The organism is Mesorhizobium amorphae (genome assembly GCF_014843845.1).
In the GTDB taxonomy this organism is placed as follows: domain Bacteria; phylum Pseudomonadota; class Alphaproteobacteria; order Rhizobiales; family Rhizobiaceae; genus Mesorhizobium; species Mesorhizobium amorphae_A.
On record NZ_JHQS01000056.1, the window covers coordinates 176981 to 202970 of the forward strand.

Genomic DNA, 25990 nt, shown 5'->3' on the forward strand with positions numbered 1-25990 from the left:
CATGACTGATCTGACACGCCGCCAAGCGCTGCTGCTGACGCTCGCTGCCGGTCTGCCGTTCCCCGCCCGGACTTTCGCCGCTGGACAGAAGGTCACCGTCGCGCTCGACTGGACCGTCAACACCAACCACATCGGTTTGTTTGTCGCCCGCGACAAAGGCTTTTACGCCGAAGCCGGCCTCGAGGTCGAAATCCTGCCCTACAACGACACCGGCGCGGGCACGCTGGTCGCCAACCGCGTCGCCGATTTCGGTATCAACGGAACCATCAGCCTGTTCACCCAGAAGACCGCCGGCGCCGACCTCAGGGCCGTCTATGCCGTGGTGCAAACCGAGACCGGCCGCGTCGTGTTCAACGCCGACCGTAGCGCGATCAAGAGCCCGAAGGATCTCGACGGCCTGACCTATGGCGGCTTCGGCAGTGCCTGGGAGAACGCACTGATCTCGACCATCATCCGCCATGATGGCGGCAAGGGCAATTTCGAGACGGTGACATTAGGCACCTCGGCCTATGAGGCGCTGGCCAACGGCGCGGTCGATTTCACCCTGGAGGTCTCGACCTGGGAAGGCGTCGAGGCCGAGCTCAAGGGCATCAGGCAGCGCAGCTTCCGCTACGCCGACTACGGCGTGCCCGACGAGCACACCACCTTCATCGCCTCCAGCGACGCCTTTCTCGCAGCCAACCCGAAAGCGGCCGCCGCCTTCGTCCAGGCGACACGGCGCGGCTACGAGTTCGCCGTCGACCACGCGCAAGAGGCGGGCGACCTGCTGATTGCGGCCAACAAGGACGCGCTCACCAATCCGGCCCTGATCCACGCCTCGCTGAAGGCGCTGAACGACGGCCATTTCCTGAGGAGCGAAGCCGGCGCCATCGGCACCATCGACAAGGCCAAGATCGACGCGATGGGCAACTACCTCTTCACCGCCGGCATCCTGCGCGACGGCGACGGCAAGGCGCTGGAGAGGCGCCCGGATTTCGAAGATTATTTCAGCAATGAATATTTCGGGTAGGGACGTCGAGCTGCTGATCTCCCTCGAGGGGGAGACTACCCCTCACATATCGATCATCGACCGCTTCACGCGCCCGATGATGGTGATCGCGCCTTCCAGTTCCGGCGGCGGGATTTCCATGTAGGAGGCCGGCTGGAACGGCGGCTTGTCGTTCGGGCGGTAGCGCTTGTAGGTGGCGCGGCCGGTTTCGTCGGAGATCACATAGCAGCCATTGGTCACCAGCCGCTTGTCGCGCAGATTGACGAAGATGATCGAATCCGGCGGCGAGATCTTGTTCATCGACGGGCCGTCGACGCGCAGCGCGATCCATTCGCCCTGCTCGAGATCGGCGGCGGGAATGGTCGGATAGTCCGACAGGTTGACGACGCTGTCCTGGCTGCCGAGTTCGCCGGCGCTGATCCACGAGACGATCGGCACGTCGACGGTAAGCGGCGAGGGCATCAGCGCGGCCGAACCGGCCTCGTGGAAGCCGCCGCTTCCCGCGGGATTGCCGTCGAACAACAGCCAGCCGGGATCAACGCCGAACAGGCGGCCATATTTTTCCGCCGCCTGGCGCGACAGTGGCCGGTTGCCGTTCTCGTGGCTGATCAGCGTGTTCTTGTTGATGTCGCCCAGGGCGCGTGCGGCATCGCTAGGCGAGGCATAGCCCGCCTCGGCCCGCGCCTGCTGCAATCTGTGTCGAGGATCCATCATCGTACAAAATGCCTGAAATTTATCGTCCAATATGTACGATTTTGCTTGCGACTCTTTCGTACATATCGTACGCTTAGCGCATGATCGAGCATCCCGCAAGCATTTCCGTACTGCCCACGAGCATCTCAGGGCCAATTGACCGCTGGCCCGCCACCGATACCGCGCAAGGGGAGGCGGCATGATCCTGCGCCTGTCCACCCATTTCGAATCGTCCGGGCTGTCCTCCTCCCCGGCCCGGACGAAGACCGGGGCTTTTGCCCCGGATCCGGCCCACCTGCGGTTACCGCAGGCCGCCGGATCGGCCGGAACCGTTCCTCCCCCGGTTCCGGCCCCCTTTTCGCGCCAACTCGCTGGTCCGCCAGGGACTGGCGAACTGGCCGCCACCTCCTGCATCCGCACCGAGGACGGCACCGTCATCCTGTTCGACAGGCTGACGGGCCGGGCGGTGTTCGGCCTGACGCGCGTGGCCGCCGAGGCCGCGCTTCGCCGCCTGAATGGGGCGGTGAGCCCCGCCTGAACCAACCCCTTCGAACGATTTCGCAACGGCCTGCGGGCCGAACCCTGGCGCTCGCCCCGGGCGAGGCCTTCGCAACCGATGGATCCCGACATGGCCGCTGCCTATACCGACACTGAACTCAATGCGATCGCGCTCTGGCTGAAGGATGGCCTGTCGGCCACCAGGATCGCGCTGCGCTTTTCCGCCCTGCGTGGCAGCCCGGTTTCGCGCAACGCCATCATCGGTATCGTCCATCGCAACGCGGGTCTGCGTGCCATCGGCTTCGCCAGCCCCAGGGGCGGCCGCTCCGGTGGCCGGCCCCGGAAGAATGCGGCAAGGCCGGCGGGAAGGCGCGCTACGGGACAAGCAAAGCTGTCCGGACAAGCAAGGCAGTCCGGACATTCAGACCAGCCAAGACAGGCAGGGCCGGCTGGACAGGCGAGGGCTTCCGGGCAGGCTGAGGGGCAGGGCGGTGCTGGTACGCCATTCCCGCCTGCTGGCGTCGTCACTGTCCGCACGCCGGAAAAGCCAAAACAGGGTAAGCCGAGGAAGCCGGCGCGCGCTCTGCCGCCGGCCTGGCTGTCGCCGCACGGCCTGGCCCGCGACGAGGACAAGCCCGACGCTCTTCGTTACAAGCTGCCGGCGCCACCGCCACCGCTGCCGCCCGGCCGCCAGCCGCATGTCGCCGCCATGCGCTTCATCGACTGCCTGTTCGGCCGCTGCCGTGCCCCGCTCGACCTCACGCTTGAGGAAGACCCGGACAAGGACGCGCCTGGCGCCAGGCCGGCGCCGGACATGCTGTGCTGCGGCCTGCGCACCTCGGCGACGCGCAGCTATTGCAGGCACCATCACGCCCGTTTCCACGGCCGGCGCCGCACTTTGTTGGCGGCGCCGGCGCGATGAGCTTGTCTGGTATGCCCCTATTTCGGCATCCGGCTCTGGACGCTTCTCTCTTCGAACACCATGGCCGGGTCGTCATCGACAACGAGTATCCCGGTCACCCGGGCAAAGCCGGTGAACACCTTCAGCGCGTCGTCTGGCGAGATCTGCGCGGCGATGGCGGCGCTGCAGGCATTGAGCGCACTGCGGTAGACGTGCCCGCGCCGGTCGACCGGCCAGCGCTGCAGGAGGTCGGCGGCGGCGTTGACATCCTCGATGTCCTCGATCTCGCCGTCGAAGCTGACCCTGATCGGACGTCCGGTTCGCATCGTGCCCACGCCGTTACACCTCGCTGTCGATTTTCTGGCTGTAGCGTCCAACAACGCGCGGCAATGCCGTGCGGTTGCATTGCCTGCCATGTCGCCGCCGCTTTCGCCAATCGCCGACGTTGCAGAAAAGGTCGCGCGAGTGACGCTGCCAGTCTCACCCCTCGTGGGGGAGATGCCCCGGCAGGCAGAGAGGGGCGCGAAGGATCGCCAACCTCGCCCTCCATCCCCACAGCCAGCCCACAAGGAACCGACCCATGAGCCGAAGAACCGCTCAAAAACCGAAACCGCCGAAACTGCCGAAGGGCGAGGCCGAGCAGGTGCGTATCCGCAGGGAGATCGGCCATGATTTCGCGCTGAGGGAAGACCCCTTCGGCCGCAAGCGCCTGACGGCGGGCACGCAGGAGGCGGCGCGCATCTATGACGTCTCGAACGGCGGCTACACCTCGACCGGCGGCATCGTGCGGGTGCGCAATGTCGACCCGCTGCTGGGCATCACCTCGCTGTCGCGCCAGCAGCGCGAGGCCGGCATGCGCTTTCGCGACGATTTCGAGCGCGCCTCGCGCGAAGGCCCGCGGCCGATGGCGTGGGAAGAGCGCGTCGACGGCGGCCGGCGCGATGGCGGCATTCCCGACCATATCCTCTCGGCCGGCCGCGCCCATGCCGAGGCAACCCGCGTGCTGGCGCATTGGGAGGTCTCGACCGTGGTGCAGAAAATCTGCTGCGCCGGCGATTCGGTAAAGAGTTTAGCCGAACAGACCGGCGAGCCGCGCGACGTGGTGAGCAAAATGCTCAAGATCGGCCTGGACTTGCTGGCCGTGCACTATGGGATGATGGGGCGCAGAGCAGGGTGAGGGCGGTGAACTTGTGCTGCCAAAGCCCCGCAGGTAGCGGGCGCTTCTTCGCAGAAGCGGAATCGATCACTGTCGGGCTACGAGTGATCCGGCCGACAAAAGCCGGCCGGATCGATGCTCACGTCACCGCTCGCAGATGCGGATCTTCTCGATCACGCGGTGGTGGTGGCGCCAGTGCTTGCGATACTCGGTCCAGCAATTGCGGTTGTGGCGCATGGAGTACCGGGGCCTGTAACCATCGTCGTAGACATTGTAGCGATGGTGCGGGCGATAGACGTAAGGATCGTCATAGTACGGGCCGCCATAATAATCATCGTCATAGGCGGGACCGATGCCGATGCCGAGCCGCAGGCTGTCGGCACTGGCCGGGCCTATCATGGCCGCCGCCGACGCAATAGCGATGACGGAGGCGAGCAGGAGCTTTTTCATAGCTACCTCCTTTTCAAGGTTGATCCAATCAAACCACTGAGGCGCGGCCCTGTTCCACAATTTCGCAAGAAGTGAACATAGGCAAACCCACCCGGTCGGTCGCAAAATGCTGGGGGCGGCGGCATTTGCTTCATCATCGCAAGGCCGTCTCCAGGCAATGCATTGACCCTCGACCGGCTCGTTCTTTGACGTCGCGCACCGCCACAACTCGCGTCGAATGAACCAATCGAGGGCCGCATTCGGCAAACTCAATCCGCTTGCCGGGCTGGTTTTGAAATCTTCTCGCTCATTTAATTCTACAAAATCGGTAGGCTTAATGCAGATAGCGTTTGCGAGAAGGAGCCTGGCATGTCGAAGAAGCTGGTGGTGGGGGTGTCGGGCAATTTGACCCGTCCGTCCAAGACCAAGGCGTTCATCAGCCATATCGTTGGTGACATCGCCGGCAGGACGAATGCTGCCTCGAGCGTTTTCGATATCGAGGATCTCGGTCCGTCTTTCGCGCAGGCAAGGCGCGTCGGCGATCTCGATCCGGCGGCGCGCAATCTCGTCGAGCAATTGCTCGGCGCCGATATCGTCGTGGTCGGCTCGCCGACCTTCAAGGGCAGCTACACCGGGCTCTTCAAGCATTTCTTCGACCTGCTCGACCCGTCCTCGCTGCGCGGCAAGCCGGTGATCCTGGCGGCGACCGGCGGCGGCGAGCGCCACTCGCTGATCGTCGAGCATCAGCTGCGGCCGCTGTTCGGCTTCTTCGAGGCGCTGACCATGCCGACCGCGATCTACGCCTCCGACAAAGACTTCGCCAATGGCCAGCTGGTGTCTGAAGCCATCCAGGCGCGTGCTCGCCAAGCCGTCGCCGAAGCCTGCCGGGCGGCCGGCGTGCCCTACAGCGTCGGCCTTGCCGCCTGAAACGGCGGAATTCCCTTTCCGCACAGCGCCAGAAGGAAGCCTGCAAATGACCAGCAAATCCCGACAGAGCAAACCGCGAAAAATCAAACTGGGCGCCTTCCTGCCCGGCGGCGGACAGCATATCGCCGCCTGGCGCCATCCCGATGCGCCGGCCGACGGCGCGACGAATTTCGAGTTCCACAAGCAGTTGGCGCTGACCGCCGAGCGCGGCCTGTTCGACGCCTATTTCCTGGCCGACAATCTGACGGTCGGCCTCGGCGCCCGCGAAGGCGGCAATGCCAAGATTGCCGGCTTCGAGCCGGTGACACTGTTTGCCGCGCTTGCGCCGCTGACCACGCATCTCGGCTTCATCGCCACGGCCTCCACCACCTATGAGGAGCCCTATACGCTGGCACGCAAATTCGCTTCGCTCGATCTGCTGTCCAACGGCCGCGCCGGCTGGAACGTCGTCACCTCGGCCGGCGACGACACCGCGCGCAACTTCAACCGCGATGTCCAGCCCAACCACGCGGAGCGCTATGCCCGGGCGCACGAGCATGTCGAGACCGTCAAGGCGCTGTGGGACAGCTGGGAGGACGACGCCTTCATCCGCGACAAGAAGTCGGGCCGCTTTTACGACAAGGACAGACTGCACGATGTCGACCACAAGGGCGCGCATTTCAGCGTCAAGGGTCCGCTCAACGTGCCGCGTCCCGTGCAGGGCCATCCGGTGGTGGTGCAGGCCGGGCAGTCGGAGGACGGACGCGGGCTTGCCGCGCACTCGGCCGAGGTCATCTTCACCGCCCATCAGAAGCTGGAGACGGCGCAGGAATTCTACCGCGACATCAAGGCGCGCGTGGCGGCCGTCGGTCGCGATCCCGACCAGGTGCTGATCATGCCCGGCGTGGCACCCTTCGTCGGCCGCACCGAAGAGGAAGCGCAGGCAAAATACCGGCAGCTCAACGACCTCATCCTGCCAGAGGACGGGGTGGCGCTGCTCAACGGGCTGGCCGGCCAGACGCTCGACATCCGGGGTTATCCGCTCGACGGCCCGCTGCCGCCCAGCAAGGAAACCGAAGGCATGAAGAGCCGCCAGGCGTTGATCCGTCAGATTGCCGACGAGAACAATTTCACCATCCGCCAGCTCTACCAGTGGGTGGCAACGGCGCGCGGCCACTACACAATCATCGGCAGCGCCACCCAGGTCGCCGATCAGCTCGAGGAATGGTTCACGAGCGAGGCCGCCGACGGCTTCAACATCCTGCCGCCCTGGCTGCCCGGCGCGCTCGACGATTTCGTCGACCTGGTGATCCCCGAACTGCAGCGCCGCGGCCTGTTCCGCACGGCTTACGAAGGCAGGACGCTGCGCGAGAACCTCGGTCTCAGGCGGCCGGAAAACCCCTGGACCGCCGCACGCTCGAAGGTGCTGGCCGCCGAATGATCGGCTGAAGCGCCGGACAACACTCGAAGCTCCCGACAATCCTGAAGCAAAGGGCAAAGACGATGAGTTTGCAGCACATCGAAGAGCCGGTCATCCTTGGCGACGGCAGGCTCGGCACCGACATCCTGCGCCTGGCCAGAGCGGCATCCGTACGTCTCCTGTCGCGCTACGGCATCCTGATTGCTTTCCTGGCGCTCTGGCAGGTGTCGAGCAGCGCCGGATGGGTCAATGCCGCGGTGCTGCCGCCGATCGACATGATCGTCGCAGCCCTGTGGAAGGGGCTGGCCGGCGGCACCTTGCTCGGCGACATCGCCATCAGTCTGCAGCGCTCCGGCATCGCCTTCGTCGCGGCGGTAGTGGTGGCGATCCCGCTCGGCCTGTTCATGGGCCAGGTGCGATCGGTCGAAACCGCGCTCGATCCGATCCTGCAGGTGTTCCGCCAGACCTCGGCGCTGGCGCTCTACCCGGTGTTCATCCTGCTGCTCGGCCTGGGCGAGGCCTCGAAAGTGTTCGTCATCTTCTGGGCGACGCTGTTTCCGCTGCTGCTCAACACCATCAGCGGCGTCAAGGAGGTCGACCCGAAACTGCTCGAGATGGCACGCGTCTATGGCGCCACGCGGCTCACCGTGTTTCGCCGTGTCGTGCTTCCGGGCGCCGTGCCCTCGATCTTCGTCGGCTTGCGGCTGAGCGCGACGACCGCGCTTCTGTTGCTGATCGCCTCCGAAATGATCGGCGCCAACAAAGGCATCGGCTTCCAGGTGATGAACGCCCAGTACAACTTCCAGATCCCGCTGATGTTCGCGGCGATCGTCATCCTCGCCGGCCTCGGCCTGATCGCCAACCAGGCGCTGGTCAGCCTGCAGCGGCGGCTCTGCCGCTGGAGCCAGCCTATCAACTGACGCTTCCACCTTCTTCTCGAACAAGGAAAGACCGGATCATGAAAATCGCCCGCCGTACCCTGCTTGCCGGCGCACCGCTTGCCGCCGGCATCCTCGCCGCCGGCCTGCCGCGCTTCGCCTTTGCCGAAGCCGCACCCGTCAAGTTCCGCTACCTCGCCAGCCGCGGCAGCATCTCCGCGCATGAGCTGGCCGACGAACTCGGCTACTTCAAGGGCCTTGGCGTCGAGCTGGAGAATGCCGGCTACGCCGCCGGCGGCCCGGAATCGCTGTTTGCGCTGTCGTCCGGCAGCGTCGACATCGGTTCGGCCGCCACCGCCGCCGTGATCAACTCGATCTCGGGCGGCAACGACTTCGTCGCCGCCTATCCGAGCAACGGCATCAACAAGGATGTGAAGAGCGTCTTCTACGTGCTGGAAGACAGCCCGATCAAATCGATCGCCGACATTGCCGGCAAGACCATCTCGGTCAACACGCTCGGCGCCCATCTCGACTATACGGTGCGCGAGGCGCTGCACAGCGTCGGCCTGCCGCCGGATGCCGCCAACCTCGTCGTCGTGCCCGGTCCGCAGCTCGAACAGACCTTGCGCTCGCGCCAGGTCGATATTGCCGGCCTCGGCTACTGGCAGGCGATCTTTGCCGGCGCGCTGGTCGCCAATGGTGGCGTGCGCGGCGTGTTCGACGACACCGACGTGCTGGGGGAACTGGCCGGCGGCTTCGTCGTGCTGAGGCGCGATTTCATCGCAGCGCATCCGGATGCCGCCCGCAACTTCGTCGAACAATCGGCGCGTGCCTCCGACTGGTCGCGCCAGAACCCCGATGAAGCCCGCAAGGTGCTGGCCAACATCCTCAACAAGCGCGGCGAAAACGGCGATCTCGCCCGCTACTGGACCGGCTTTGGCCTGCGTGAAGGCGCTGAGGCGACCGATCGCGACATCGATTTCTGGGTCGCCGTGCTCGAGCGCGACGGCCGCCTCGCCAAGGGCAAGCTGAAGGCCGCTGATATCCTCTACCGGCCGGGCGAAACCAAGACCAACTGAGCACGGAGACGAAGGCGATGGCCAGCACCAGCGGCGCCGAGGTCTCGATACGCGACCTCTCGAAATCCTTTACGCTTGGCGGGCGTCCGCTTCAGGTATTGAGGACGCTCAACCTCGACATCCGCGCGGGCGAATGCCTGGTCATCGTCGGCGCCAGCGGCTCCGGCAAGACCACGCTGCTGCGCATCCTTGCCGGGCTGGAGGCCGCCGACAACGGCGGCGTCGCCATCGACGGCAAGCCTGTCGACGGCGTCGGCGCCGAGCGCGCCGTGATCTTCCAGGAGCCGCGCCTGCTGCCCTGGCTGACCGTGCTCGGCAACGTCGCCTTCGGCCTCGAAGTGCGCGGCATACCCAGGCGGCAAGCCGAGGAGAGGGCGCGTTTCTACATCGCGCTGGTCGGCCTCGCCGAATTCGCCGATGCCTGGCCGCGCCAGCTTTCCGGCGGCATGGCGCAGCGCGTCGGCATTGCGCGGGCGCTCACCGTGCAGCCCGAGATCCTGCTGCTCGACGAGCCGCTGGGCGCGCTCGACGCCATGACCAAGATCGGCATGCAGGAGGAACTGGCGCGCATCTGGAGCGAGGAGAACGTCACCATGGTCATGGTCACCCATGACCTCGAAGAGGCGATCTACCTTGCCGACCGGGTGCTGATCCTGCCCAAGGAAAAAGGCGGCGCGGCGCGCCTGGTCGATGTCGACCTGCCGCGCCCCCGCGACCGCAGCGAGAGCCGGTTTGTGAGCTATCGCCAAGAGCTGTTGCGGGAGTTCGGGCTGCATTGACAGGGCGAAATCGACCAGGCCGGCTGGATTGATCGCGCCGGCAGTTCTCAGCCTGCGCGGGCCAATGCCACAGCATCGGCTCCTGCCGGGTAGCGCAGCCGGGCGGAGGTGTCGTTGGCGGCATGCCAGACGGCCTCGGCAACGTCGGTCTCCTTCGTGACCATGGCAGGGTTGGCGAACCCGGCGAAGATCGGCTGCGCGAACGATGCATAGGCCTCGGGGATCATATCCTCGACGCGCAATTCGGTATTGTGCGCAAAACGGGTGCTCGGCGCATAGCCGGGTTCCACCAGCTTGACCCGCACGCCGAATGCCTGAAGCTCGTGCGCCAGCGATCCGGTGAACCCCTCGATGGCCATCTTGCTGGCCGTGTAGGCCGCCGCCAGGGGCATCGGGACCAGCGTCGCGCTCGAGGTCACGTTGACCACCACGCCTGATCCCCTGATGCGGAATTGCGGGATGATGGCCTGTGTCATCGCCATCACGCCGAATGTGTTGGTCTCGAACACCTTGCGGATGTGCGACATCGGCGTCGCTTCGAACGCGCCGGCGACACCGATGCCGGCATTGTTGACGAGCACGTCGACAGACCCGCTCGCCTCGAGTGCGGCCGCGATGCTGCTGGCATCGGTGACGTCGAGCGGCAGCACGCGGATGCGATCGGAAGCGGGCAGTATGCCCGCGCGCGGGGTTCGCATCGTGGCGACGACGGTCCACCCCTGCGCGTGGAAGTGACGTGCGGTCTCCAGGCCGTAGCCGGATGAGCTGCCGGTAATCAGTACGGTTTTCATGACGATATCCTCTTTCGTGTTGACGCAGGACAAATAACCGCCAACATCAGGACTATCATCGACTAAGAGTCTCAATTTCATCTGCCTAAGTCCGGAAATGACCGATCCGCTCTCGCAAGTGATCCAGCTTCTGCGCCCACGCACGGTGTTCTCGAAGGGGATTAGTGGCGCCGGGCGCTGGGGTGTGCGCTACTCCGAATTCGGCCAGCCGGGCTTTTGCGCGGTGATCGAAGGCCGATGTCGGCTGGCCGTCGACGGGCAGGCGCCGATCAGTCTCGAAGAAGGCGATTTTGTCCTGCTGCCCGCGACGCCGGCCTTCACCATGTCCAGCTTCGACCATGTGACGCCGAGGCGTATCGATCCCAAGGTGACGCCTGCGCCCACGGACGAGGTCCGTCACGGTCGTCCCGACGGTCCCGCGGATGTGCGGCTGCTCGGCGGTTACTTCGTGTTCGACTCGCCAGATGCGGGACTGCTGGTATCGCTCTTGCCGGCAATGCTTCACCTGCGCGGCATTCCGCGGCTTTCGGTCCTGGTGCGGCTTGTTGGCGAGGAGGCGAGCGCCCAGAGCATGGGCCGCGATCTCGTGCTCGCGCGTTTGGTCGAGGTGCTGCTGATCGAAGCGCTGCGGGCAACCCGGGGAAAGGACGCGCCGCCGGGTTTGCTGCGCGGCCTCGCCGATGCGCGCTGTGCCGGGGCGTTGCGGCAGATGCATGCCGATCCCGAGCGGCCGTGGACGGTGGCTGACCTGGCGCGCGAGGCGGGCATGTCGCGCTCGGCCTTCTTCGACCGCTTTATCCGCTCCGTGGGGCTGCGGCCGATGGAATACCTGTTGGGCTGGCGAATGGCCGTTGCGAAGGACCTTCTGCGCAGCAACAGCGTCGCGCTCGATGAAGTTGCCAGGCGAGTGGGCTATGGCTCGGCCAGCACATTCAGCACCGCGTTCAATCGCCATGTGGGCCAGTCGCCGGGCCGATATGCGCGCGGGCGCCAGGAGGGAGCGGGCACTCGACTGCCCGTGACGATCTCGACATAGGGCTCGTCGCGATAGCCAGAGGAACTGGCGAAGGGGAAACGAGCGAGTTCGCTGGCCTCCAAACATGGCCCTTCGGATGCACGTCGAAAAGATTGTATGATTGCGCCGCAGGTGAATTTGCCGACGGACGCCGATGCCGATTTTTTCAGTCAAGCACACGACCGTCTATCGCTATAGCCGGAAGGTGAGCTTTGGCGAACACCGGCTGATGTTCAGGCCGCGCGACAGTTTCGATCAACGGCTTCTGGACCACGCTCTATCCGTGGACCCCGAGCCGAAGGAGGTTCGCTGGATCCATGACGTTTTTGGCAACTGCGTTGCGGTGATCGATTTCAAGGGTTCGGCCAATGAACTCCTTTTTGCGACAGACATTCGGCTCGATCACACGCCGCAGCATGCGCCCGATTTCCGCATCGATGAAGCGGCGCTGAATTATCCGTTCTCTTACGATCCCGACGAGGCGGCCGACCTCGCGCAAACAATGGAGCGCCATCATCCCGACGACGGCGACGAGGTCGGCAAATGGGCGCGGCAGTTCGTGAGTGCCGCGGGGCGCACCGAGACCGGCAAACTGCTGATGACGCTCTGCTACGCCATCCACGAGAGCTTCGTGTATTCCCGTCGCATCGAAACCGGAACGCAGCCGCCGCTCATGACCTTGCATCTGCGCAAGGGCACATGCCGGGACTTTGCGCTTTTCATGATGGAAGCGGTCCGCTCGCTCGGCTTTGCCGCCCGCTTCGTGACCGGCTATGTCTATGTGCCGAGCCGCGACAGTGACGCAATCCGCGGTGGAGGCTCAACGCATGCCTGGTGCCAGGTCTATTTGCCTGGGGCAGGCTGGATCGAGTTCGATCCAACCAATGGCATTGTCGGCAACCGGGATTTGATCAGGGTAGCCGTGGCTCGCCATCCCCGGCAGGCCATCCCACTTTCGGGAAGCTACTCCGGCAGCGCCTCGAGTTTTGTCGGGATGACCGTTGAGGTGAAAGTGGCGAAGGAAATCGACGGGAACAAAGATTAGCTGCGTCCGATGCATTCCGGAACTGTTCAGGCTGCCCGGTTTAGCTCGAAAAGGCACCCGAGGGGCGCCCTTGCCTCTGCGGAATCAACTTGAAGAAACGCTTCGCGACCCATACCATCGAAGGTCATGGTAAAATCTGATCAGGAGGTCAGTGGAACCGGTCGGGTTTTTGAGCCAGTGCAAGGTAGGGAGGATAATTATGGCTTCCGAAGTACAGGCAAACAATGGCGTTAACGTAGAGGCGCTGCTCGCAGCAAAAGAAGCGCTTACAAACGCCCCGGAGGCTGCGCAGTTCAAGTGGCGCGCGGCTTGCGAATGGAAGGATGGCACCCACAGCCACTCGACGGTCGAGAGCTTCTACGGTCTCGGCCAGGACCAGCATCGCAAGACCACTTTCGCATTCGATGCCGACCATCCGGAAGTCTTCGCTTCCCTGGATCAGGGCGCCACGCCTGTCGAATATGTGCTGGTCGGGCTGGCCAGTTGCCTGACCGCCGGCATCGCCGCGGTCGCGCAGAACCGGAACATCCAGTTGAAGTCGGTCAAGGCGACCATCGAAGGCGACATGGATATCGCCGGCATTCTCGGCATCGACAGCGACGTCCGCAACGGCTTCAGCGGCATCACGGTGAAGTACAACATCGACGCCGACGCCAAGCAAGAAGACATCGAGGCTCTCGTCGCCCAGTCGCAGAAGCGGTCGGCGGTGTATGACATTGTCACCAATCCGACGAACGTCACGGTCGTGGTGAATTGAAAGGCGCTTCGAGCCGTAGACTTTCCTGATGTGAGGGCGCGATTAGTTCCGTCACCACCGTGATCGTTGGCGCAGGGCACGCGGGGCTCGCGATGAGCCGCTGCCTCGCGGAGCGCTCTATCGACCATGTGCTGCTGGAGCGCGGCGAGATCGCCCATACCTGGCGCACCGAGCGATGGGATTCGCTGCGGCTGCTCACCCCGAACTGGCAGAGCCGGCTGCCGGGCTTCCGCTATGACGGCGACGACCCCGACGGCTACCGCACGATGCCTGAGGTCGTCGACTTCCTCGGCAACTACGCCAGGGCGATCTCGGCTCCGGTCAGAACGCACACGACCGTTACCTCGGTTCGCAGCGACGGGGCGGGATATCTCGTGCGCACCGACCGCGGCGAGTGGCGGTGCCGGACCGTGGTGCTCGCGTCGGGCGCGTGCAATGTCGCGCGCCTGCCCGATTTCGCCGTCCGCGTGCCGCCGTCGGTCGCCATGCTGACGGCGCAGTCCTATCGCAATCCGGATCAGGTCGCCGACGGTGGCGTGCTGGTGGCGGGCGCGTCGGCCAGCGGCACCCAGATCGCACAGGAGCTGCAGCGTTCGGGGCGTCAGGTGACCCTGTCGGTGGGCGAACACATCCGGGCGCCGCGCGTCTATCGCGGCAAGGACCTGGAATGGTGGATGGACGCCGCCGGCGTGCTCGACGAGCGCTACGACGAGGTAGACGACATCAGGCGGGCGCGGCGGGTTCCTTCGCTGCAGCTTGCCGGCACGCCCGACCGCACCACCCTCGACCTCAATGCGCTGGTCGACCTCGGCGTCAGACTCGTTGGCCGTCTCGCCGGCATCACCGAAGACGGCAAGGCGCAGTTTGCCGGGTCGTTGCGCAACATGTGCGCGCTTTCCGATCTCAAGATGGCCCGGCTGCTCGACCTGATCGACGAATGGGCGCGCGCCAACGGCCTGGACGCTACGGTCGGGCCGCCGGATCGCCTGCCGCCGACCCGTGTCGAGGACGACCCGCCGCTCGGCCTCGATCTCGCCGGAGGCGCGATCAGGACGATCATCTGGGCCACCGGTTACCGGCCGGACTACTCCTGGCTGGAACTGCCGGTTCTGGACCGCAAGGGCCATGTCCGTCACGACGGCGGGGTTGCGGAACATCCGGGCATGTACCTGATGGGGATGCAGTTTCTGCGCCGCCGCAAATCTGCGCTGATCGACGGCGCCGGCGACGACGCGCGTGATCTCAGCGACCATCTGGCGTCGTACCTCGGGCAAAATTCAATGTGCTAGCCGACGCAGGCCCGTAGCAGTAGTTGCACAAGATACCATCGATTCAGGGCAGCGGGATCGGCTTGTCGCTGAGTGTGCGCAAGTAGGCGATCAGGTTGACCCGTTCGGTATCGTCCGGGACACCAGGAGTCTCCATCTTGACGCCCGGCGTGGTGAGCATGGGCCCGAAGAGATATCTGTTCAGGTCCTCGTACGTCCATACACCCTCCCAGCCCAGCAACGTGTCGGAGTAACGCATATTTGCCACAGATGCCTTGTCGCGGCCGACGACGCTCCACAAGTTCGGTCCTATTTTGTTCCCTCCCTGTGGCTCGACGTTGTGGCAACTGGTACACCGGCGGGTGAAGTAGGTTCGGCCTTTCTCGACATCGGCAGTAGCCAACTTCATCGAGATGGGAGCTGGTGTCGGCAAGACGACGCCGTGCGACAAGAGATAGTCGGCAACTTCGCGTTGCCCCCTGCTTTTTGCCAGATGGAGCGGTGTCTTGCCGTCCATTGTCTTCGCATTCACGTCTGCGCCGGCCTCGACCAGTGCCTTCACGCAGTCGAGACAATCGAGAGTGACGGCGACATGAAGGGCGAATTCGCCACCACGGTTGGAATTTGGATCTGCGTCCCGCTCCAGCAACAGCTTTAACAGATCGATCTTGCCTGTCCCTACAGCCGCCATCAGCGGGGGACCACCAGTCGTCTGGGCGTTGACGTCCGCACCACGTTCTATGAGCAGTTTTGCCGCTTCGACGTGGCCCATCCAGACCGCAAAATAGAGCGGCGTTGCGGTTCCATCACTCTCATCTATACCGGCGCCTGCATCGAGCGCCGCCGTGATCGCCGCGACATCGCCGTTCAAGGCGGCGTCGTGAATGTCGGCGGCATGCGATACAATCGGGATGTGTGCGAGCACTAGTGGAATGAAAAGCAAGGACATGCGCATTTGGCATCTCCCAAGGCAAACCGCGGTACGCGTCACGCTTTCAAGACGGCAAAGTCTACCTCAAAATCCCCGATCGAGACAACGCCCGCATCGCGACGCGCTATAAGAAACACGCCGTCAACTTCCTCGCCTCCGTGGCCCTGCAATCATATTCCCAGGTGCAATTTCGGCTTCCAGAAGGGGCGGAACAACTCGATCTTGGGACAGCGGTTCATCACCACTTTCAAGCCCGCTTCCTCTGCCAGGTGAGCGGCCGCGTCATCGCGCACCCCGATCTGACCCCACAGAACCTTGGCGTTGATTGCGATGGCCTCCTGCGCAACCTCCAGCAGATCTTCGGAGCGGCGAAAAACCTCAACCATATCGACAGGCCGGTCGATGGCCGCCAGTGACGGGTACACCCTAAGCCCCCGAATTTCATCCAGACCGGAACTGGGGTTGACCGGGATCATGTCATAGCCGGTTTCGTGCAGCACCCTGAGAACACCATAGGAAAACTTGGTCTTGTCGGGGCTCGCTCCCACCATGGCGATGGTTTTGACCGACTTCAGAATGTCTTGCAGATAAGCCTCCGAATAGGGCTCATCATGGTTCATATGGGTCATTTCTTTGCTTCCAGCGGGGTCGCGATATCGGCTTTCAATTCATGTGCGGCCAGGGGATCAAGGAAGGGGTTGCGATAGAGCTTGTCGTGGCTTTCAACGCCGACCTCCAGCGTGCAGTCGCTCAAAGGGCGGGCGACGCAGAGGATTATATAGCCATTGTTGATCTGGCGGTTGTTCAGCGCCCGCTGCGCCTTTTGATCGACCTTGCCGCTGATCATCTTGGCCGCGCAGCTGATGCAGCCGCCATACTTGCAGCCATATGGCAGGTCCACGCCCTGCTCGCGCAAGCTTTGCAAGAGGGGCTTGCGCCGGTCGACGTCAAAGGCCGCACCGCCTTGATTGGCGAGAGTTATGGTGAAGCTGGTCATACCCAGATGTCGCTCGTGCAATCACCGCCGGGATAACGGGTTTCGTGGCAGCGGCTCGGTCCATTTGGTTCCTTGCCAAAATCAACGACAAACAGCGGATCGATTTCCATGCCGCCGTTTTCCGTATCGCAATTGACCATCAGCATGCATCCGCCATTGGTGCGGATTTCCGGATAGAACTGATTGTCCCAGGTCGAGAAGAGCGAGGTCGTTACATAGAGGCGCTTGCCGTCGAGGCTGAGCTGTATCATCTGCGGCCCGCCAGTCACTTTCACGCCATTGACCTCGGGCGCACGGCCGAGAAGTCCGCCCATCCACACTTGTCCGGTAAGCTTGGCATTGTGCGGGTCAGAGATGTCGTACTGACGGATGTCGCCATGCAGCCAGTTGCACAGATAGAGGTATCTGTCGTCCATGCTGAGCAGAATGACCGAGATCACGCCCGGTATTGGTATCGGCCATTCGGGATGCGGCTCATTGCCGACATCGACAATTTTTTCCCATTGCCAGTCACCCGCCGCATCCTTCCACCAATGGATGATGTTTGCAGAGAGGGCGGCTCCGACAAAGCCGTGACTGCTGTCGGGATTATGATGGAACCGCACTTCCAGTGGGATCAAGCCATCTTCACCGAGATAGAACGTTTGCTTTGGCTCCTTCTTTTCAAAATCCCACAAATGGATCTGCCGGCCATATTTCAGATGGCCTACCTCTTCCAGGTCAAAACCAGGCATGAAGGTGTTGGGCGCGGCCCATTCCGAGCTGACCATCACGTTGTGTCGCGGCTGGTACCAGAAATCATAGCCAAACTTGATGCTGCCCATGGAGTTTTCCCAACGGCCGACAATCTCGAACTCCTTGCTGAGTTGCAGATAACCGCCGGGGGCATTGCCTTGAGCGTCGCCAAGCATGGAGACGATGATGTCCGAGCCGAGGCAATGCACCGTGTGCGGTGCCGACAAATTGGTCCTGGCTTTGATTTCAGCGCCGTCTATGACCTTGAACAGCGTCGGATTGCGCGGATCGGTACCGCAATCGACAATATGCAGATTGGACGAGCGCACACCCGGCACAATCAGATATTTCCGCTCCATGCTCGCATCGCCATGGCACGACGAACAGGCATTCCAGCCCGAGTGATGAAGCTCATCGCCAATACCCGGCATTTGCAAACGTGAGATCACCTGGCTGTAGGTCGAGCTCTCCGAGTCGACATCGATGGTGCACAGATAGTCCGGCTTCTGTATGCCCGTGCCGGTGTAGATGGCAATCGTATAGAGCAGCTTTTCACGAGGTGCCGTCATCGCCTCGGCTGGAGAAGCATAGCCCGGTCCACAGCAATGATTGGTCATGGGTGCTTCCCTTTGAACAGATCACTGGCCAGCCCCAGGGGGCAAGCTGGAATGTTAGTGCATGCTTGCCGTTGGCGCTACGGCCGCGGCGGCCAGCGAAGCGCGCCGTGCAACTCGAAGACAGAGCGCCTTCCTCAAACTGCTGCCTCGATTGGCTCGGCAAGCTTCGGGTTGGCGCGCGCGGCGATCAGGCAGCCGGCGACGATCAGGCATGCTCCTGCGAGCGTAGTCCAGGCTGCCGCCTCGCCGAAGAAGAACCAGCCAAGTGCGATCGCCCAGATGAAGGCCGAGTATTCCGTTGGAATCAGGTATTGCGCTTCGGCGCGGGCGTAGGACCAGCTCATCAGGAATTGGCCGCTGAGCGACAGGACCGTCACGCCGGCCAAGGGAAGCCAGAGATTGGTCGGCAAGGCGACGGCGAGCCACGGTGCGGCGCAGCCGAGGACGATTGCAATGGCAAGGCTCTGGAAGAACATGATCTCGACTGGCTTGGCCAACAGCGCCTGTTGCCGGGCGAGGACCAGATTGTAGCCGTAGAACACCGTCGACATAAGCACCGCTGCCGTGCCAAGCAGCGCATCTTGCGAATAGCTTTCCTGCCCAAACTGGCCGGCCATTATGATCGCGACGCCGGCGATGCCGGCCATCGATGCCCAGATGGCCTGCCGCCGGATTCGTTCGCCCAGCAATAGCGCGGCCAGGAAAAGGGCGAACAAGGGCGCGACGAAGCTAAGCCCGATCGCCTCCGCGAGCGGCAGCCTCGCAAGCCCCCAGAAGAATGATATCAGAACGATACAGATAACCGCGGCACGCAGCGCATGCAGCCTCAGCACCGAAAGGGTTGGCTGCGAGCGCGGCCCCGCCGACCACCCTGCGCCCGCGACGACAGTGGCGAGCATGCTGCGCCACAGCACCGTATTGTAGACGCCTATGGCGATAACCAGGGTCTTCATCGCCGCATCCATCACGGATAGGAGGAAGATCGCCAGCGCGCATACAAGCACCGGGATCATCGGGGAAACGGCGCCTGTCTGGCTGGATATCTTCACGGCTTCACTCATGTGACGGAATGCAGCCGATATCGTAGAGCAAGCGCCAGGGCCAGATGGCAGCTCCCTCGATATGGCGGTCCAATGCGGACCAGCGGCAGCATCGTGCCCGGAAGATGTCCTGAGAGCGCGGAGCGTCTTCATCGTGGCGGGCTGGCTTGACGGCGCAAAATTGGAGTCTGCACGCTGCTCACTGGCAACGAATGATGTGGCCGAACGTTTGGCAGAAGCGGCGTCGAGTACCCGAAGGCGCGCGCCGGAAGACAAGGCCAAGGTTGGCGAACTCCGGAGGATTTCCCGCTTCTTGGCCGCGCAGGCGACAGGATCGCCAGGGGAGAAGGAAATGGCTGAAGGTCATACCAAACCAAGCGGGCCGGATCTGGTGCAGGGCATCCCTTTCTCCGAGCTTGCCGATGGCGGAAAGCTGTTAGGTCATTGCGGCGATGAACAGGTGCTGCTGGTGCGCCGTGGGGCCGAGGTCTTCGCCATCGGGGCGACTTGCACACATTACGGCGGGCCGCTCGTCGACGGTCTTGTGGTGGAGGATACCGTTCGGTGTCCCTGGCATCACGCATGCTTCGATTTGCGCACGGGCGAGGCCTTGCGGGCGCCTGCCTTCAATCAACTCGCCTGCTGGTCGGTGGAACTGCGCGATAACAGGATATTCGTAGGCGAGAAGCGCAAGCGGACGGCACCGATGCCGCGCGGTGGCAGCTCCGGCCGGGTTCCGGAGAAAATAGTGATTGTCGGCGGCGGCGCGGCCGGGTTCGCAGCGGCCGAAAGACTGCGGCGCGAACAGTATCAGGGCAGCATCGTTATGGTCAGCAGCGATGCAGCGCCGCCGGTTGATCGGCCCAACCTTTCCAAGGACTACCTCGCCGGCAAGGCACCGGAGGACTGGGTCCCACTTCGCGGACAGACCTTTTACGCAAAGAGCGATATCGACCTGCGTCTCAATGCGACTGTCGCCAGCATCGATGCGCGCTGTGGCGAAGTTGTACTCGCCGATGGGGAGCGGGCTCCCTTCGACAAGCTGCTGCTTGCGACCGGAGCCGAACCAGTGCGCCTGACCATCCCCGGCGCCGACCAGCCACATGTCCATACGCTGCGCTCATTCGCGGATTGCAAGGCGATCATCGCAAAAGCCACGACTGCGCGCCGCGCCATCGTGCTTGGTGCCAGTTTCATTGGCCTGGAAGTTGCCGCGGCCCTGCGCTCGCGCGATATCGAAGTTCATGTCGTGGCGCCGGACAAACGGCCCATGGAGCGGGTTTTGGGGCCGCAAATGGGCGACTTCGTCCGCGCCCTCCATGAGGAGCATGGTGTTCTATTCCATCTCGAGGACACCGCGAGCGGCATCGACGGCAGCACGGTGAAACTTAGCAGCGGCAAAACATTGCCGGCGGACCTCGTTGTCGCCGGCATCGGCGTGAAACCACGGACGGCGCTTGCCGAAAGGGCTGGGCTTAGCCTCGATCGCGGTGTCGTGGTGAACGCGTTTCTGGAGACAAGTGCACCCGGGATCTTCGCGGCCGGCGACATTGCACGCTGGCCGGATCCTCACAGTGGCGACAACATTCGGGTCGAGCATTGGATCGTTGCCGAGAGGCAGGGGCAAACAGCGGCGCTCAACATGCTCGGCCATCGCGAGAAATTCGTCGCCGTGCCGTTCTTCTGGAGCCAGCATTACGACGTTCCCATCAACTATGTCGGCCATGCCGGGCAATGGGACGAGCTCGCGGTCGATGGTGACGTTGCCGCCAAGGACTGTCTCGTGCGATTCAAACGCGGAGGGCGCACACTGGCTGTCGCGTCGATCTTTCGCGACATCGAGAGCCTCGAAGCCGAACTGGAAATGGAGCGTCAGATGACCTGACGGAGCGATCCGCAAAGACCTCCGTCACGGCCGCTCATCGCGCGATCCGAAGGACTGGGAGCGATGAGGCATCGCCCGGTGTCCGGATAGGATCACTGGAAGACCTACCTCTGCGCCACCACCTGCCTGAACACGACCTTCTCCACCTCCGGCTCAAGCGATTCCGCGAACGGTGTCGCCAGATGATGGCGGTCGCGGTAGGCGATCTTGCCGTTGATGTAGACGTGGCAAATGGTGGCGTCGCAGAACTGGTCGGTCATGTCGATGTAGCTGGCGTTGGGCACCGAGCGCACGATCTCGCGCTCCACCGCGGCTGCCGCGTCATTGGCGGCGTCGGTCCGCTTCTGGTCGCAGAGCGAGGGCGCTTCGCCCCGCCACAGCGCTCTGGCCACGCAGGTGTCGACATGCTCTTCGTTGAACGGCACGTCGCGGATGAAGGCGACTTTCAGCCCGGCCTGGCTGAACGCTGAAAGCGTCGCCCGCAGGCCATCGCGCCACCGGGCGTCCTGGTCGGCCGGGATCTGGGCGTCGGGCGACATCTTGCGCGAACTCGCCAGCGCGATCTCCGAGATCACCACCAGGCTCGGCCGCGCCGCTATGATCTCCTTGATCGACTGCGCGCGCCATTGATCGCACTCGGTGTAGTCGCGCTTCAGCTTGGTCACCCACACCGTCAGCTGCGAGGCCCGGCAGGACGATTTGAGCCAGGTGACCACCTTGGCGTCGTTCTTCCTGGCCGCTGCGATCAGTGGCGTCGACCAGTGGTCGGCATGCGAATCGCCGAACAGCGCGATCGTGCGCGGCGCGGCCTTGTCGCCGAACTCGCAGGGCTTTGGCGTTACCGTTTCGTAGTCGAGCACGCAGCCGACCTTGGCGCGCGCAGTGGAGGGGCGCGCCGCGCTCTCGGCGATGCTGCGCTGCACCGGGTCGAGGTCGCTGACGGCGAGCCGCGCATTGGCATAAGCGGCTGCGACGCCGGTGCCGGTCAGGAGGACGGCCGGCACCAGCGCCCGCGCCGCGCTGGCCATAAGCCAGCCATTGCGGCGGATCGGGTTCTCGATGACATGATAGGTGAAGAGGGATAGCGCCAAGGTCAGTGCCATGCAGCCGACGCGTTGCAGCGGCGTCAGATCGGGCACCAGCATCGACGCATAGACGATCACCGGCCAGTGCCAGAGATAAAGCGAATAGGAAAGCTTGCCGACCCATTGCAGCGGCGGCAGCGCCAGTGCGGCACTCGGGCCGCTGCTGGCGCGCAGCTCGGCATTGGCGGCACCGGCCAGCAGCAGCATCACCGTGCCGGCCACCGGCGCCAGCGCCATGAAACCGGGGAAGGGCGCCTCCTCGGTGAAGCTGAGATAGGCGCCGGCGATCAGCGCCAGACCCAGCCACGCCAGCGGCGCGCCGAGCTGCCGGCGCTCGCGCCAGAAACGTGCCGGCACCATGGTGGCGAGACCGCCGGCGGCGAATTCCCAGGCGCGCAGCGGCGAGAAATAGAACGCCCAGGGCTGCGCCACCGTGGTCAGCCAGGCGCAGACGGCGAAAGAGACGAGGCCAACAAGGCCGATCACCAGCATCGGTGCGCGCTTGCCGGGAGCGAGCCACGCCGCCAGCATCAGCAGCGCCGGCCAGGCCAGATAAAACTGCTCCTCCACCGACAGCGACCAGAAATGGATGAAGGGGTTGCTGGTCGCATCCGCGGCGAAATAGTCGAACGACCAGCGGATCAGCCACAGATTGATCATGTAGGCCGAAGCGAACATGGCGCCCTTGGAATAGAGCGACTGCTCTTCCGGCGACAGTACGAAGGCGCCGGCCACCAGCGTGGCGAGGATGACGAACAGCGATGCCGGGAGCAGCCGCCGCGCCCGCCGCGCATAGAAGCGCCACAGGTTCAGCCGCCCGGTCTCGGTGATCTCGGTCAGCAGATGTTTCGTGATCAGATAGCCGGAGATGACGAAGAAGATGTCGACGCCGGTGAAGCCGCCGGAGAGCGACGTAAGGCCGAAATGAAAGGCGATCACGCCCGCCACCGCCACGGCGCGCAAGCCTTCGATATCAGGCCGGAACGATGCTGACACGATTGTTGAACCTCGCGCTGGTGCATGACCCCGAACCGACGGTCCGCACCGGCGAGAAACAGCTCGCCGGGGATCACACGTGCTGCGGCGCCTCCGCGCGCATCGAACGCGCGGCACCACAACCGTTGACAGCCCACCCGTGTCAAAGACTCGGTCCTATGGGTTGATATCGCAATGCAACATATTTAACGCAGTGCAACATAAGTGGAGATATTCCTTCTCCCCGTTCACGGGGAGAAGGTGCCGGCAGGCGGATGAGGGGCAGCGCCGACGCTTGTCGTCGTGGAGCTGCGCCTCGATCGATGCTTGCTCGATTCGAGAACAACGAGATCTGCGGACGGCAAGGCTGGGCGAGCGCCGCGCCGCTCCTCATCTGGCTGCCGCCATCTTCTCCCCGTAGCGGAGAGAAGGACGCTCTGGCCGCCGATTTCGCCAATCTCCGACATTTGTGGTCGGCCGCCGCGTTGCCCGCATCCGCCGCATCGGCTATTCAGCCCGCAGCCAATGCCGGCGCAAAACGGAGCCCGACCATGACCAACCCCACCATTCTCAAATTCGGCGCCGTCGACAATGCCGAGGCCGGCGACCTCGCGGGCTGGGTGGTGGTCGAGGGCAAGCCGACGATGAAGACCGCCGTCCAGCACACCACCGCCGACGGCAAGGTGATGTCGGGCACCTGGCAGGCGACGCCAGGCACCTATCACGCGACCTACACCGACTATGAATTCGTGCACATGATTGCCGGCCGCATCATCATCACGCCCGACGGCGGCGCGCCGGTCGAGGTTGGGCCTGGCGATGCCTTTGTGGTCGAGGCCGATTTCAAGGGCACCTGGAAGATTGTCGAGCCGGTGACAAAACACTTCGTCGTCAGAGTCGACTGATCCGCGGCCGCGCATGCAGGCTATCCGGCGGATCCCAAGCCTGACACGTCCAAGCCCTATGTGATGTGGGCGGGCACGCCCTACGCACATCTCATGATCCCGATAAAGTGACTGAGGCAGAGCCCCGCTGAGTGCTTCTCAATCCCAAAAAAATGGCGGGCATCTCTGCCCGCCATTTCATTGGCAAGAGCCGACGGCTAGTTGGCGCCGCCCAGCTGCTTGGTCATCTTGCAGAACTCGTCATGCTCCTTGGCAATGGCCTCGTCGCCGCATTCCTTGGTCATGCCGGCGCGATCCTCTTCCTTCATCGCCAGCCATGCGACCCTGAATTCTTCCGCCGGCTTCATGGTCTTCATTTCGGCATCGGTGAAGAAGGGCGTCATCTTCGCCGGATCGTCGAGCGCCGAGGTTCCGGTGCTGCTGCCCGCAAGGGCTGCACCGCTCATCATCGTAAGCGCCATCGCGCCCATGCAAAGCATCTTGATGTTCATGATCAATTCCTCTTGTTGCTTTTCAGATCGTCAAAGCGACCAAGGGAGGAACGGGTTGTTTGCAAAAGGGTTCCAAATACTTTTCAAAACAGAGCATGGCATTTTAAAAATTTATCGATTGAGAAAATGACTTTCTATTGTAATCCATTAGTTCGGCTGGCGAGCCGCTGCTGCCCGCCGTCGACCAGCCGCTTCCCAAGTCGAACCATGACCGGGAGTTCGCCTGGTCGCTGCTGCAGAAGCATGCCAACCTGGTGGGAGCCCCGCGCCCTGAATCTGGGCGGCGCAACGCCGGCCATTTCGGGCAGCCATCTGTTCTATCGGATCAAGATCGAGGCCATCTCCGGACGGCAGGCGTTTCAGCAGATGCTGTGCCTCGGTAGCACCCAGTGAGGCCGGGCAGAGGGCGCAAAAAACCCGCTTGCCAGAGGGGACTTTGGAAGCGGGCTCTTTAGACACCAAACGCTTGGAGTGTTCGATGTGTCTATCAACACGTCACCGAGGCGTTTGTTCCATTCGCGGCATGGTTAGTCGATGACCTGCACGATCCTGCGTGTATCCGGGTCAACCAGCACCGTACGATCTTGAACGACGACGTACTTGTATTTCACGTCGGGCACGTCGATCGGATGAAGTTCAACCGTGTCGGGCAGCGGCGAACCGACATTGAGTTCCACGCCGAGCAGGCTGACCGACGCAAGCTTCTGCTTGTGCACGTATTCGCGTATGACGGTCTGCTGTTCGGGAGCAATCACGATGACGTCCTCTGCAACGGCCGCACCAATACCGGCGACCAGAACAAACCCGGCGGCGGCAGCGATAACATAATTCTTCATTGTAAACTCCTGTGAGCTTCGCCTTTGGATCGTCGCGGGCGACTGGCTTGATAGTCCCGTTATGGCGAGCCCATGGAGCTAACTCTGGCCGCTGCCTATCGTTCCCATCAGCGCCGTCTAAATGATTAGCCCGCTCGGATAGTCCGGTTGGCGCCATGCAGGGACCTTCGCCCGTGCCGAAGGTTCGCATGTTGATGGTGGGAATGCCGTCAATCGGAATAATTCGGCTGGGAGGCTCGTTAATTCCTCAGACGGTGGCGGATTTAAGACTCTGCCTACATTGAAGCCGCCAGACAGGCCGCGGCTTGTTCTGGCCCAACTCGGAGGGAACCAGAGATGAAAACGGCTGTTTCGACCTCTTTCACAAGACGGGTCGTCGTCGCAGGGCTGGCAGTGACCGCCGCGACGACGGCTGTATTGTCGGCGGAGAACGCGCACGCGCAGGACGAGCAATCCACGCCTGAGAAAAGTCTGTACGAACGGCTGGGTGGCGTCTTCGCCATCGCAGCGGTGGTGGATCACTTCAGCGACGCCGTCGTGAAGAATCCCATCGTCGGCAAGAAGTCCAAGAACCCGCAGCTGCGGAAATGGCACACCAAGAACCTGGAAAGGCTGCCCGGCCTCAAGTTCATGCGCACGCTGTGGGTCTGCGACGTTTCTGGTGGACCCTTCAAATTCACGGCCACCAAGCCTGGCACGACGCCGCTCGGCCTTGAGGAGGCGCACCGGGACCTGCGGATATCTCCCGCGGAATTCGATGAGGTCGCAGCGGAACTCGGACGGACCCTGGACCACTTCAAGGTTCCGAAGGCCGAGAAAACCGAGGTCCTGGCAGCCTTCGCCGCGCACAAGGACGAGGTCACCGCCGGCTACGTCAAGAAGGGCTGAAG

Annotated in this window: 28 protein-coding genes; 16 read left to right on the forward strand and 12 right to left on the reverse strand. The window is 63.3% G+C overall.

The annotated features are described in order from the left end of the window. Nucleotide 1 precedes the first annotated feature (1 nt). Nucleotides 2–1009, forward strand: a complete 1008-nt coding sequence (locus DH08_RS23290; RefSeq protein WP_192181511.1) for an ABC transporter substrate-binding protein — start codon at nucleotides 2–4, stop codon at nucleotides 1007–1009. A 42-nt stretch (nucleotides 1010–1051) separates the two neighbouring features. Here DH08_RS23290 and DH08_RS23295 read toward each other — a convergent pair whose 3' ends face one another. After that, the gene (locus DH08_RS23295; RefSeq protein WP_192181512.1) at nucleotides 1052–1702 is read right to left on the reverse strand and encodes a LexA family transcriptional regulator; all 651 of its coding nucleotides are present in this window, start codon (nucleotides 1700–1702) and stop codon (nucleotides 1052–1054) included. 178 nt (nucleotides 1703–1880) lie between these two features. On the opposite strand from DH08_RS23295, the gene DH08_RS23300 reads away from it, so the two are divergent. Both DH08_RS23300 and DH08_RS23305 read left to right on the forward strand, forming a co-directional pair. Next, complete coding sequence (locus DH08_RS23300; RefSeq protein ID WP_192181513.1) at nucleotides 1881–2219, forward strand: hypothetical protein; 339 nt, start codon at nucleotides 1881–1883, stop codon at nucleotides 2217–2219. 90 nt (nucleotides 2220–2309) lie between these two features. Next, a complete protein-coding gene (locus DH08_RS23305) occupies nucleotides 2310–3101 on the forward strand; it encodes a GcrA cell cycle regulator (RefSeq protein WP_246800969.1) in 792 nt (263 codons plus the stop codon). Between the two features lie 17 nt (nucleotides 3102–3118). On the opposite strand, the gene DH08_RS23310 is transcribed toward DH08_RS23305, so the two are convergent. Then, a complete protein-coding gene (locus DH08_RS23310; RefSeq protein WP_192181515.1) occupies nucleotides 3119–3406 on the reverse strand; it encodes a DUF982 domain-containing protein in 288 nt (95 codons plus the stop codon). 254 nt (nucleotides 3407–3660) lie between these two features. On the opposite strand from DH08_RS23310, the gene DH08_RS23315 reads away from it, so the two are divergent. Further along, nucleotides 3661–4257, forward strand: coding sequence for a DUF6456 domain-containing protein (locus DH08_RS23315; protein ID WP_192181516.1), 597 nt, complete (start codon nucleotides 3661–3663; stop codon nucleotides 4255–4257). A gap of 123 nt (nucleotides 4258–4380) precedes the next feature. On the opposite strand, the gene DH08_RS23320 is transcribed toward DH08_RS23315, so the two are convergent. Continuing rightward, nucleotides 4381–4686, reverse strand: coding sequence for a hypothetical protein (locus DH08_RS23320; RefSeq protein ID WP_192181517.1), 306 nt, complete (start codon nucleotides 4684–4686; stop codon nucleotides 4381–4383). 348 nt (nucleotides 4687–5034) lie between these two features. On the opposite strand from DH08_RS23320, the gene msuE reads away from it, so the two are divergent. The 5 genes from msuE (at nucleotide 5035) to DH08_RS23345 (ending at nucleotide 9727) form a co-directional block, all read left to right on the forward strand. After that, nucleotides 5035–5592 (forward strand): FMN reductase, encoded by a 558-nt coding sequence (msuE, locus tag DH08_RS23325; protein ID WP_192181518.1) that lies wholly within the window; start codon nucleotides 5035–5037, stop codon nucleotides 5590–5592. Nucleotides 5593–5638: 46 nt separating this feature from the next. Beyond that, nucleotides 5639–7012 (forward strand): LLM class flavin-dependent oxidoreductase, encoded by a 1374-nt coding sequence (locus tag DH08_RS23330; RefSeq protein WP_192181519.1) that lies wholly within the window; start codon nucleotides 5639–5641, stop codon nucleotides 7010–7012. A 62-nt stretch (nucleotides 7013–7074) separates the two neighbouring features. Then, the gene (locus DH08_RS23335; protein WP_192181520.1) at nucleotides 7075–7911 is read left to right on the forward strand and encodes an ABC transporter permease; all 837 of its coding nucleotides are present in this window, start codon (nucleotides 7075–7077) and stop codon (nucleotides 7909–7911) included. Between the two features lie 38 nt (nucleotides 7912–7949). Continuing rightward, nucleotides 7950–8948 carry an ABC transporter substrate-binding protein gene (locus DH08_RS23340; RefSeq protein WP_192181521.1) on the forward strand — a complete coding sequence of 333 codons (999 nt, stop codon included), beginning with the start codon at nucleotides 7950–7952 and terminating at the stop codon, nucleotides 8946–8948. A gap of 17 nt (nucleotides 8949–8965) precedes the next feature. Then, nucleotides 8966–9727, forward strand: coding sequence for an ABC transporter ATP-binding protein (locus DH08_RS23345; protein WP_192181522.1), 762 nt, complete (start codon nucleotides 8966–8968; stop codon nucleotides 9725–9727). 47 nt (nucleotides 9728–9774) lie between these two features. On the opposite strand, the gene DH08_RS23350 is transcribed toward DH08_RS23345, so the two are convergent. Beyond that, nucleotides 9775–10518 carry an SDR family oxidoreductase gene (locus tag DH08_RS23350; RefSeq protein WP_192181523.1) on the reverse strand — a complete coding sequence of 248 codons (744 nt, stop codon included), beginning with the start codon at nucleotides 10516–10518 and terminating at the stop codon, nucleotides 9775–9777. A 97-nt stretch (nucleotides 10519–10615) separates the two neighbouring features. On the opposite strand from DH08_RS23350, the gene DH08_RS23355 reads away from it, so the two are divergent. The 4 genes from DH08_RS23355 (at nucleotide 10616) to DH08_RS23370 (ending at nucleotide 14624) form a co-directional block, all read left to right on the forward strand. Further along, nucleotides 10616–11554, forward strand: a complete 939-nt coding sequence (locus tag DH08_RS23355; RefSeq protein ID WP_192181524.1) for an AraC family transcriptional regulator — start codon at nucleotides 10616–10618, stop codon at nucleotides 11552–11554. Nucleotides 11555–11687: 133 nt separating this feature from the next. Then, on the forward strand, nucleotides 11688–12578 hold the full coding sequence (locus DH08_RS23360) for a transglutaminase family protein (protein WP_192181525.1): 891 nt from the start codon (nucleotides 11688–11690) through the stop codon (nucleotides 12576–12578). A gap of 199 nt (nucleotides 12579–12777) precedes the next feature. Next, nucleotides 12778–13335 carry an OsmC family protein gene (locus DH08_RS23365; protein WP_192181526.1) on the forward strand — a complete coding sequence of 186 codons (558 nt, stop codon included), beginning with the start codon at nucleotides 12778–12780 and terminating at the stop codon, nucleotides 13333–13335. A gap of 59 nt (nucleotides 13336–13394) precedes the next feature. Then, nucleotides 13395–14624 carry an NAD(P)-binding domain-containing protein gene (locus DH08_RS23370; protein ID WP_345892439.1) on the forward strand — a complete coding sequence of 410 codons (1230 nt, stop codon included), beginning with the start codon at nucleotides 13395–13397 and terminating at the stop codon, nucleotides 14622–14624. A 43-nt stretch (nucleotides 14625–14667) separates the two neighbouring features. Here DH08_RS23370 and DH08_RS23375 read toward each other — a convergent pair whose 3' ends face one another. From DH08_RS23375 to DH08_RS23395, 5 genes are all read right to left on the reverse strand, one after another. Next, the gene (locus DH08_RS23375; RefSeq protein WP_192181527.1) at nucleotides 14668–15558 is read right to left on the reverse strand and encodes an ankyrin repeat domain-containing protein; all 891 of its coding nucleotides are present in this window, start codon (nucleotides 15556–15558) and stop codon (nucleotides 14668–14670) included. Nucleotides 15559–15704: 146 nt separating this feature from the next. After that, entirely contained in the window at nucleotides 15705–16154 is a 450-nt protein-coding gene (locus tag DH08_RS23380) for a CoA-binding protein (RefSeq protein ID WP_192181637.1), read from the reverse strand. A 5-nt stretch (nucleotides 16155–16159) separates the two neighbouring features. Further along, nucleotides 16160–16531 (reverse strand): 2Fe-2S iron-sulfur cluster-binding protein, encoded by a 372-nt coding sequence (locus tag DH08_RS23385; protein WP_192181528.1) that lies wholly within the window; start codon nucleotides 16529–16531, stop codon nucleotides 16160–16162. Continuing rightward, nucleotides 16528–17883 (reverse strand): selenium-binding family protein, encoded by a 1356-nt coding sequence (locus DH08_RS23390; protein ID WP_192181529.1) that lies wholly within the window; start codon nucleotides 17881–17883, stop codon nucleotides 16528–16530. Before DH08_RS23390 ends, DH08_RS23385 begins: the two co-directional genes overlap by 4 nt. 134 nt (nucleotides 17884–18017) lie before the next feature. Next, a complete protein-coding gene (locus DH08_RS23395; protein WP_192181530.1) occupies nucleotides 18018–18944 on the reverse strand; it encodes a DMT family transporter in 927 nt (308 codons plus the stop codon). Between the two features lie 331 nt (nucleotides 18945–19275). On the opposite strand from DH08_RS23395, the gene DH08_RS23400 reads away from it, so the two are divergent. Further along, nucleotides 19276–20808 carry an FAD-dependent oxidoreductase gene (locus tag DH08_RS23400; protein ID WP_192181638.1) on the forward strand — a complete coding sequence of 511 codons (1533 nt, stop codon included), beginning with the start codon at nucleotides 19276–19278 and terminating at the stop codon, nucleotides 20806–20808. Nucleotides 20809–20912: 104 nt separating this feature from the next. Here the strand turns inward: DH08_RS23400 and DH08_RS23405 are convergent, their stop codons facing one another. Beyond that, complete coding sequence (locus DH08_RS23405; protein WP_192181531.1) at nucleotides 20913–22889, reverse strand: SGNH hydrolase domain-containing protein; 1977 nt, start codon at nucleotides 22887–22889, stop codon at nucleotides 20913–20915. 530 nt (nucleotides 22890–23419) lie between these two features. On the opposite strand from DH08_RS23405, the gene DH08_RS23410 reads away from it, so the two are divergent. Continuing rightward, entirely contained in the window at nucleotides 23420–23773 is a 354-nt protein-coding gene (locus tag DH08_RS23410; protein ID WP_192181532.1) for a cupin domain-containing protein, read from the forward strand. Between the two features lie 197 nt (nucleotides 23774–23970). Here DH08_RS23410 and DH08_RS23415 read toward each other — a convergent pair whose 3' ends face one another. Both DH08_RS23415 and DH08_RS23420 read right to left on the reverse strand, forming a co-directional pair. Then, complete coding sequence (locus DH08_RS23415; protein WP_192181533.1) at nucleotides 23971–24264, reverse strand: hypothetical protein; 294 nt, start codon at nucleotides 24262–24264, stop codon at nucleotides 23971–23973. 527 nt (nucleotides 24265–24791) lie between these two features. Further along, complete coding sequence (locus DH08_RS23420) at nucleotides 24792–25100, reverse strand: DUF1236 domain-containing protein (protein ID WP_192181534.1); 309 nt, start codon at nucleotides 25098–25100, stop codon at nucleotides 24792–24794. A gap of 336 nt (nucleotides 25101–25436) precedes the next feature. Between DH08_RS23420 and DH08_RS23425 the strand changes: the two genes are divergently transcribed. Then, entirely contained in the window at nucleotides 25437–25988 is a 552-nt protein-coding gene (locus tag DH08_RS23425) for a group I truncated hemoglobin (RefSeq protein ID WP_192181535.1), read from the forward strand. Nucleotides 25989–25990: the final 2 nt, after the last annotated feature.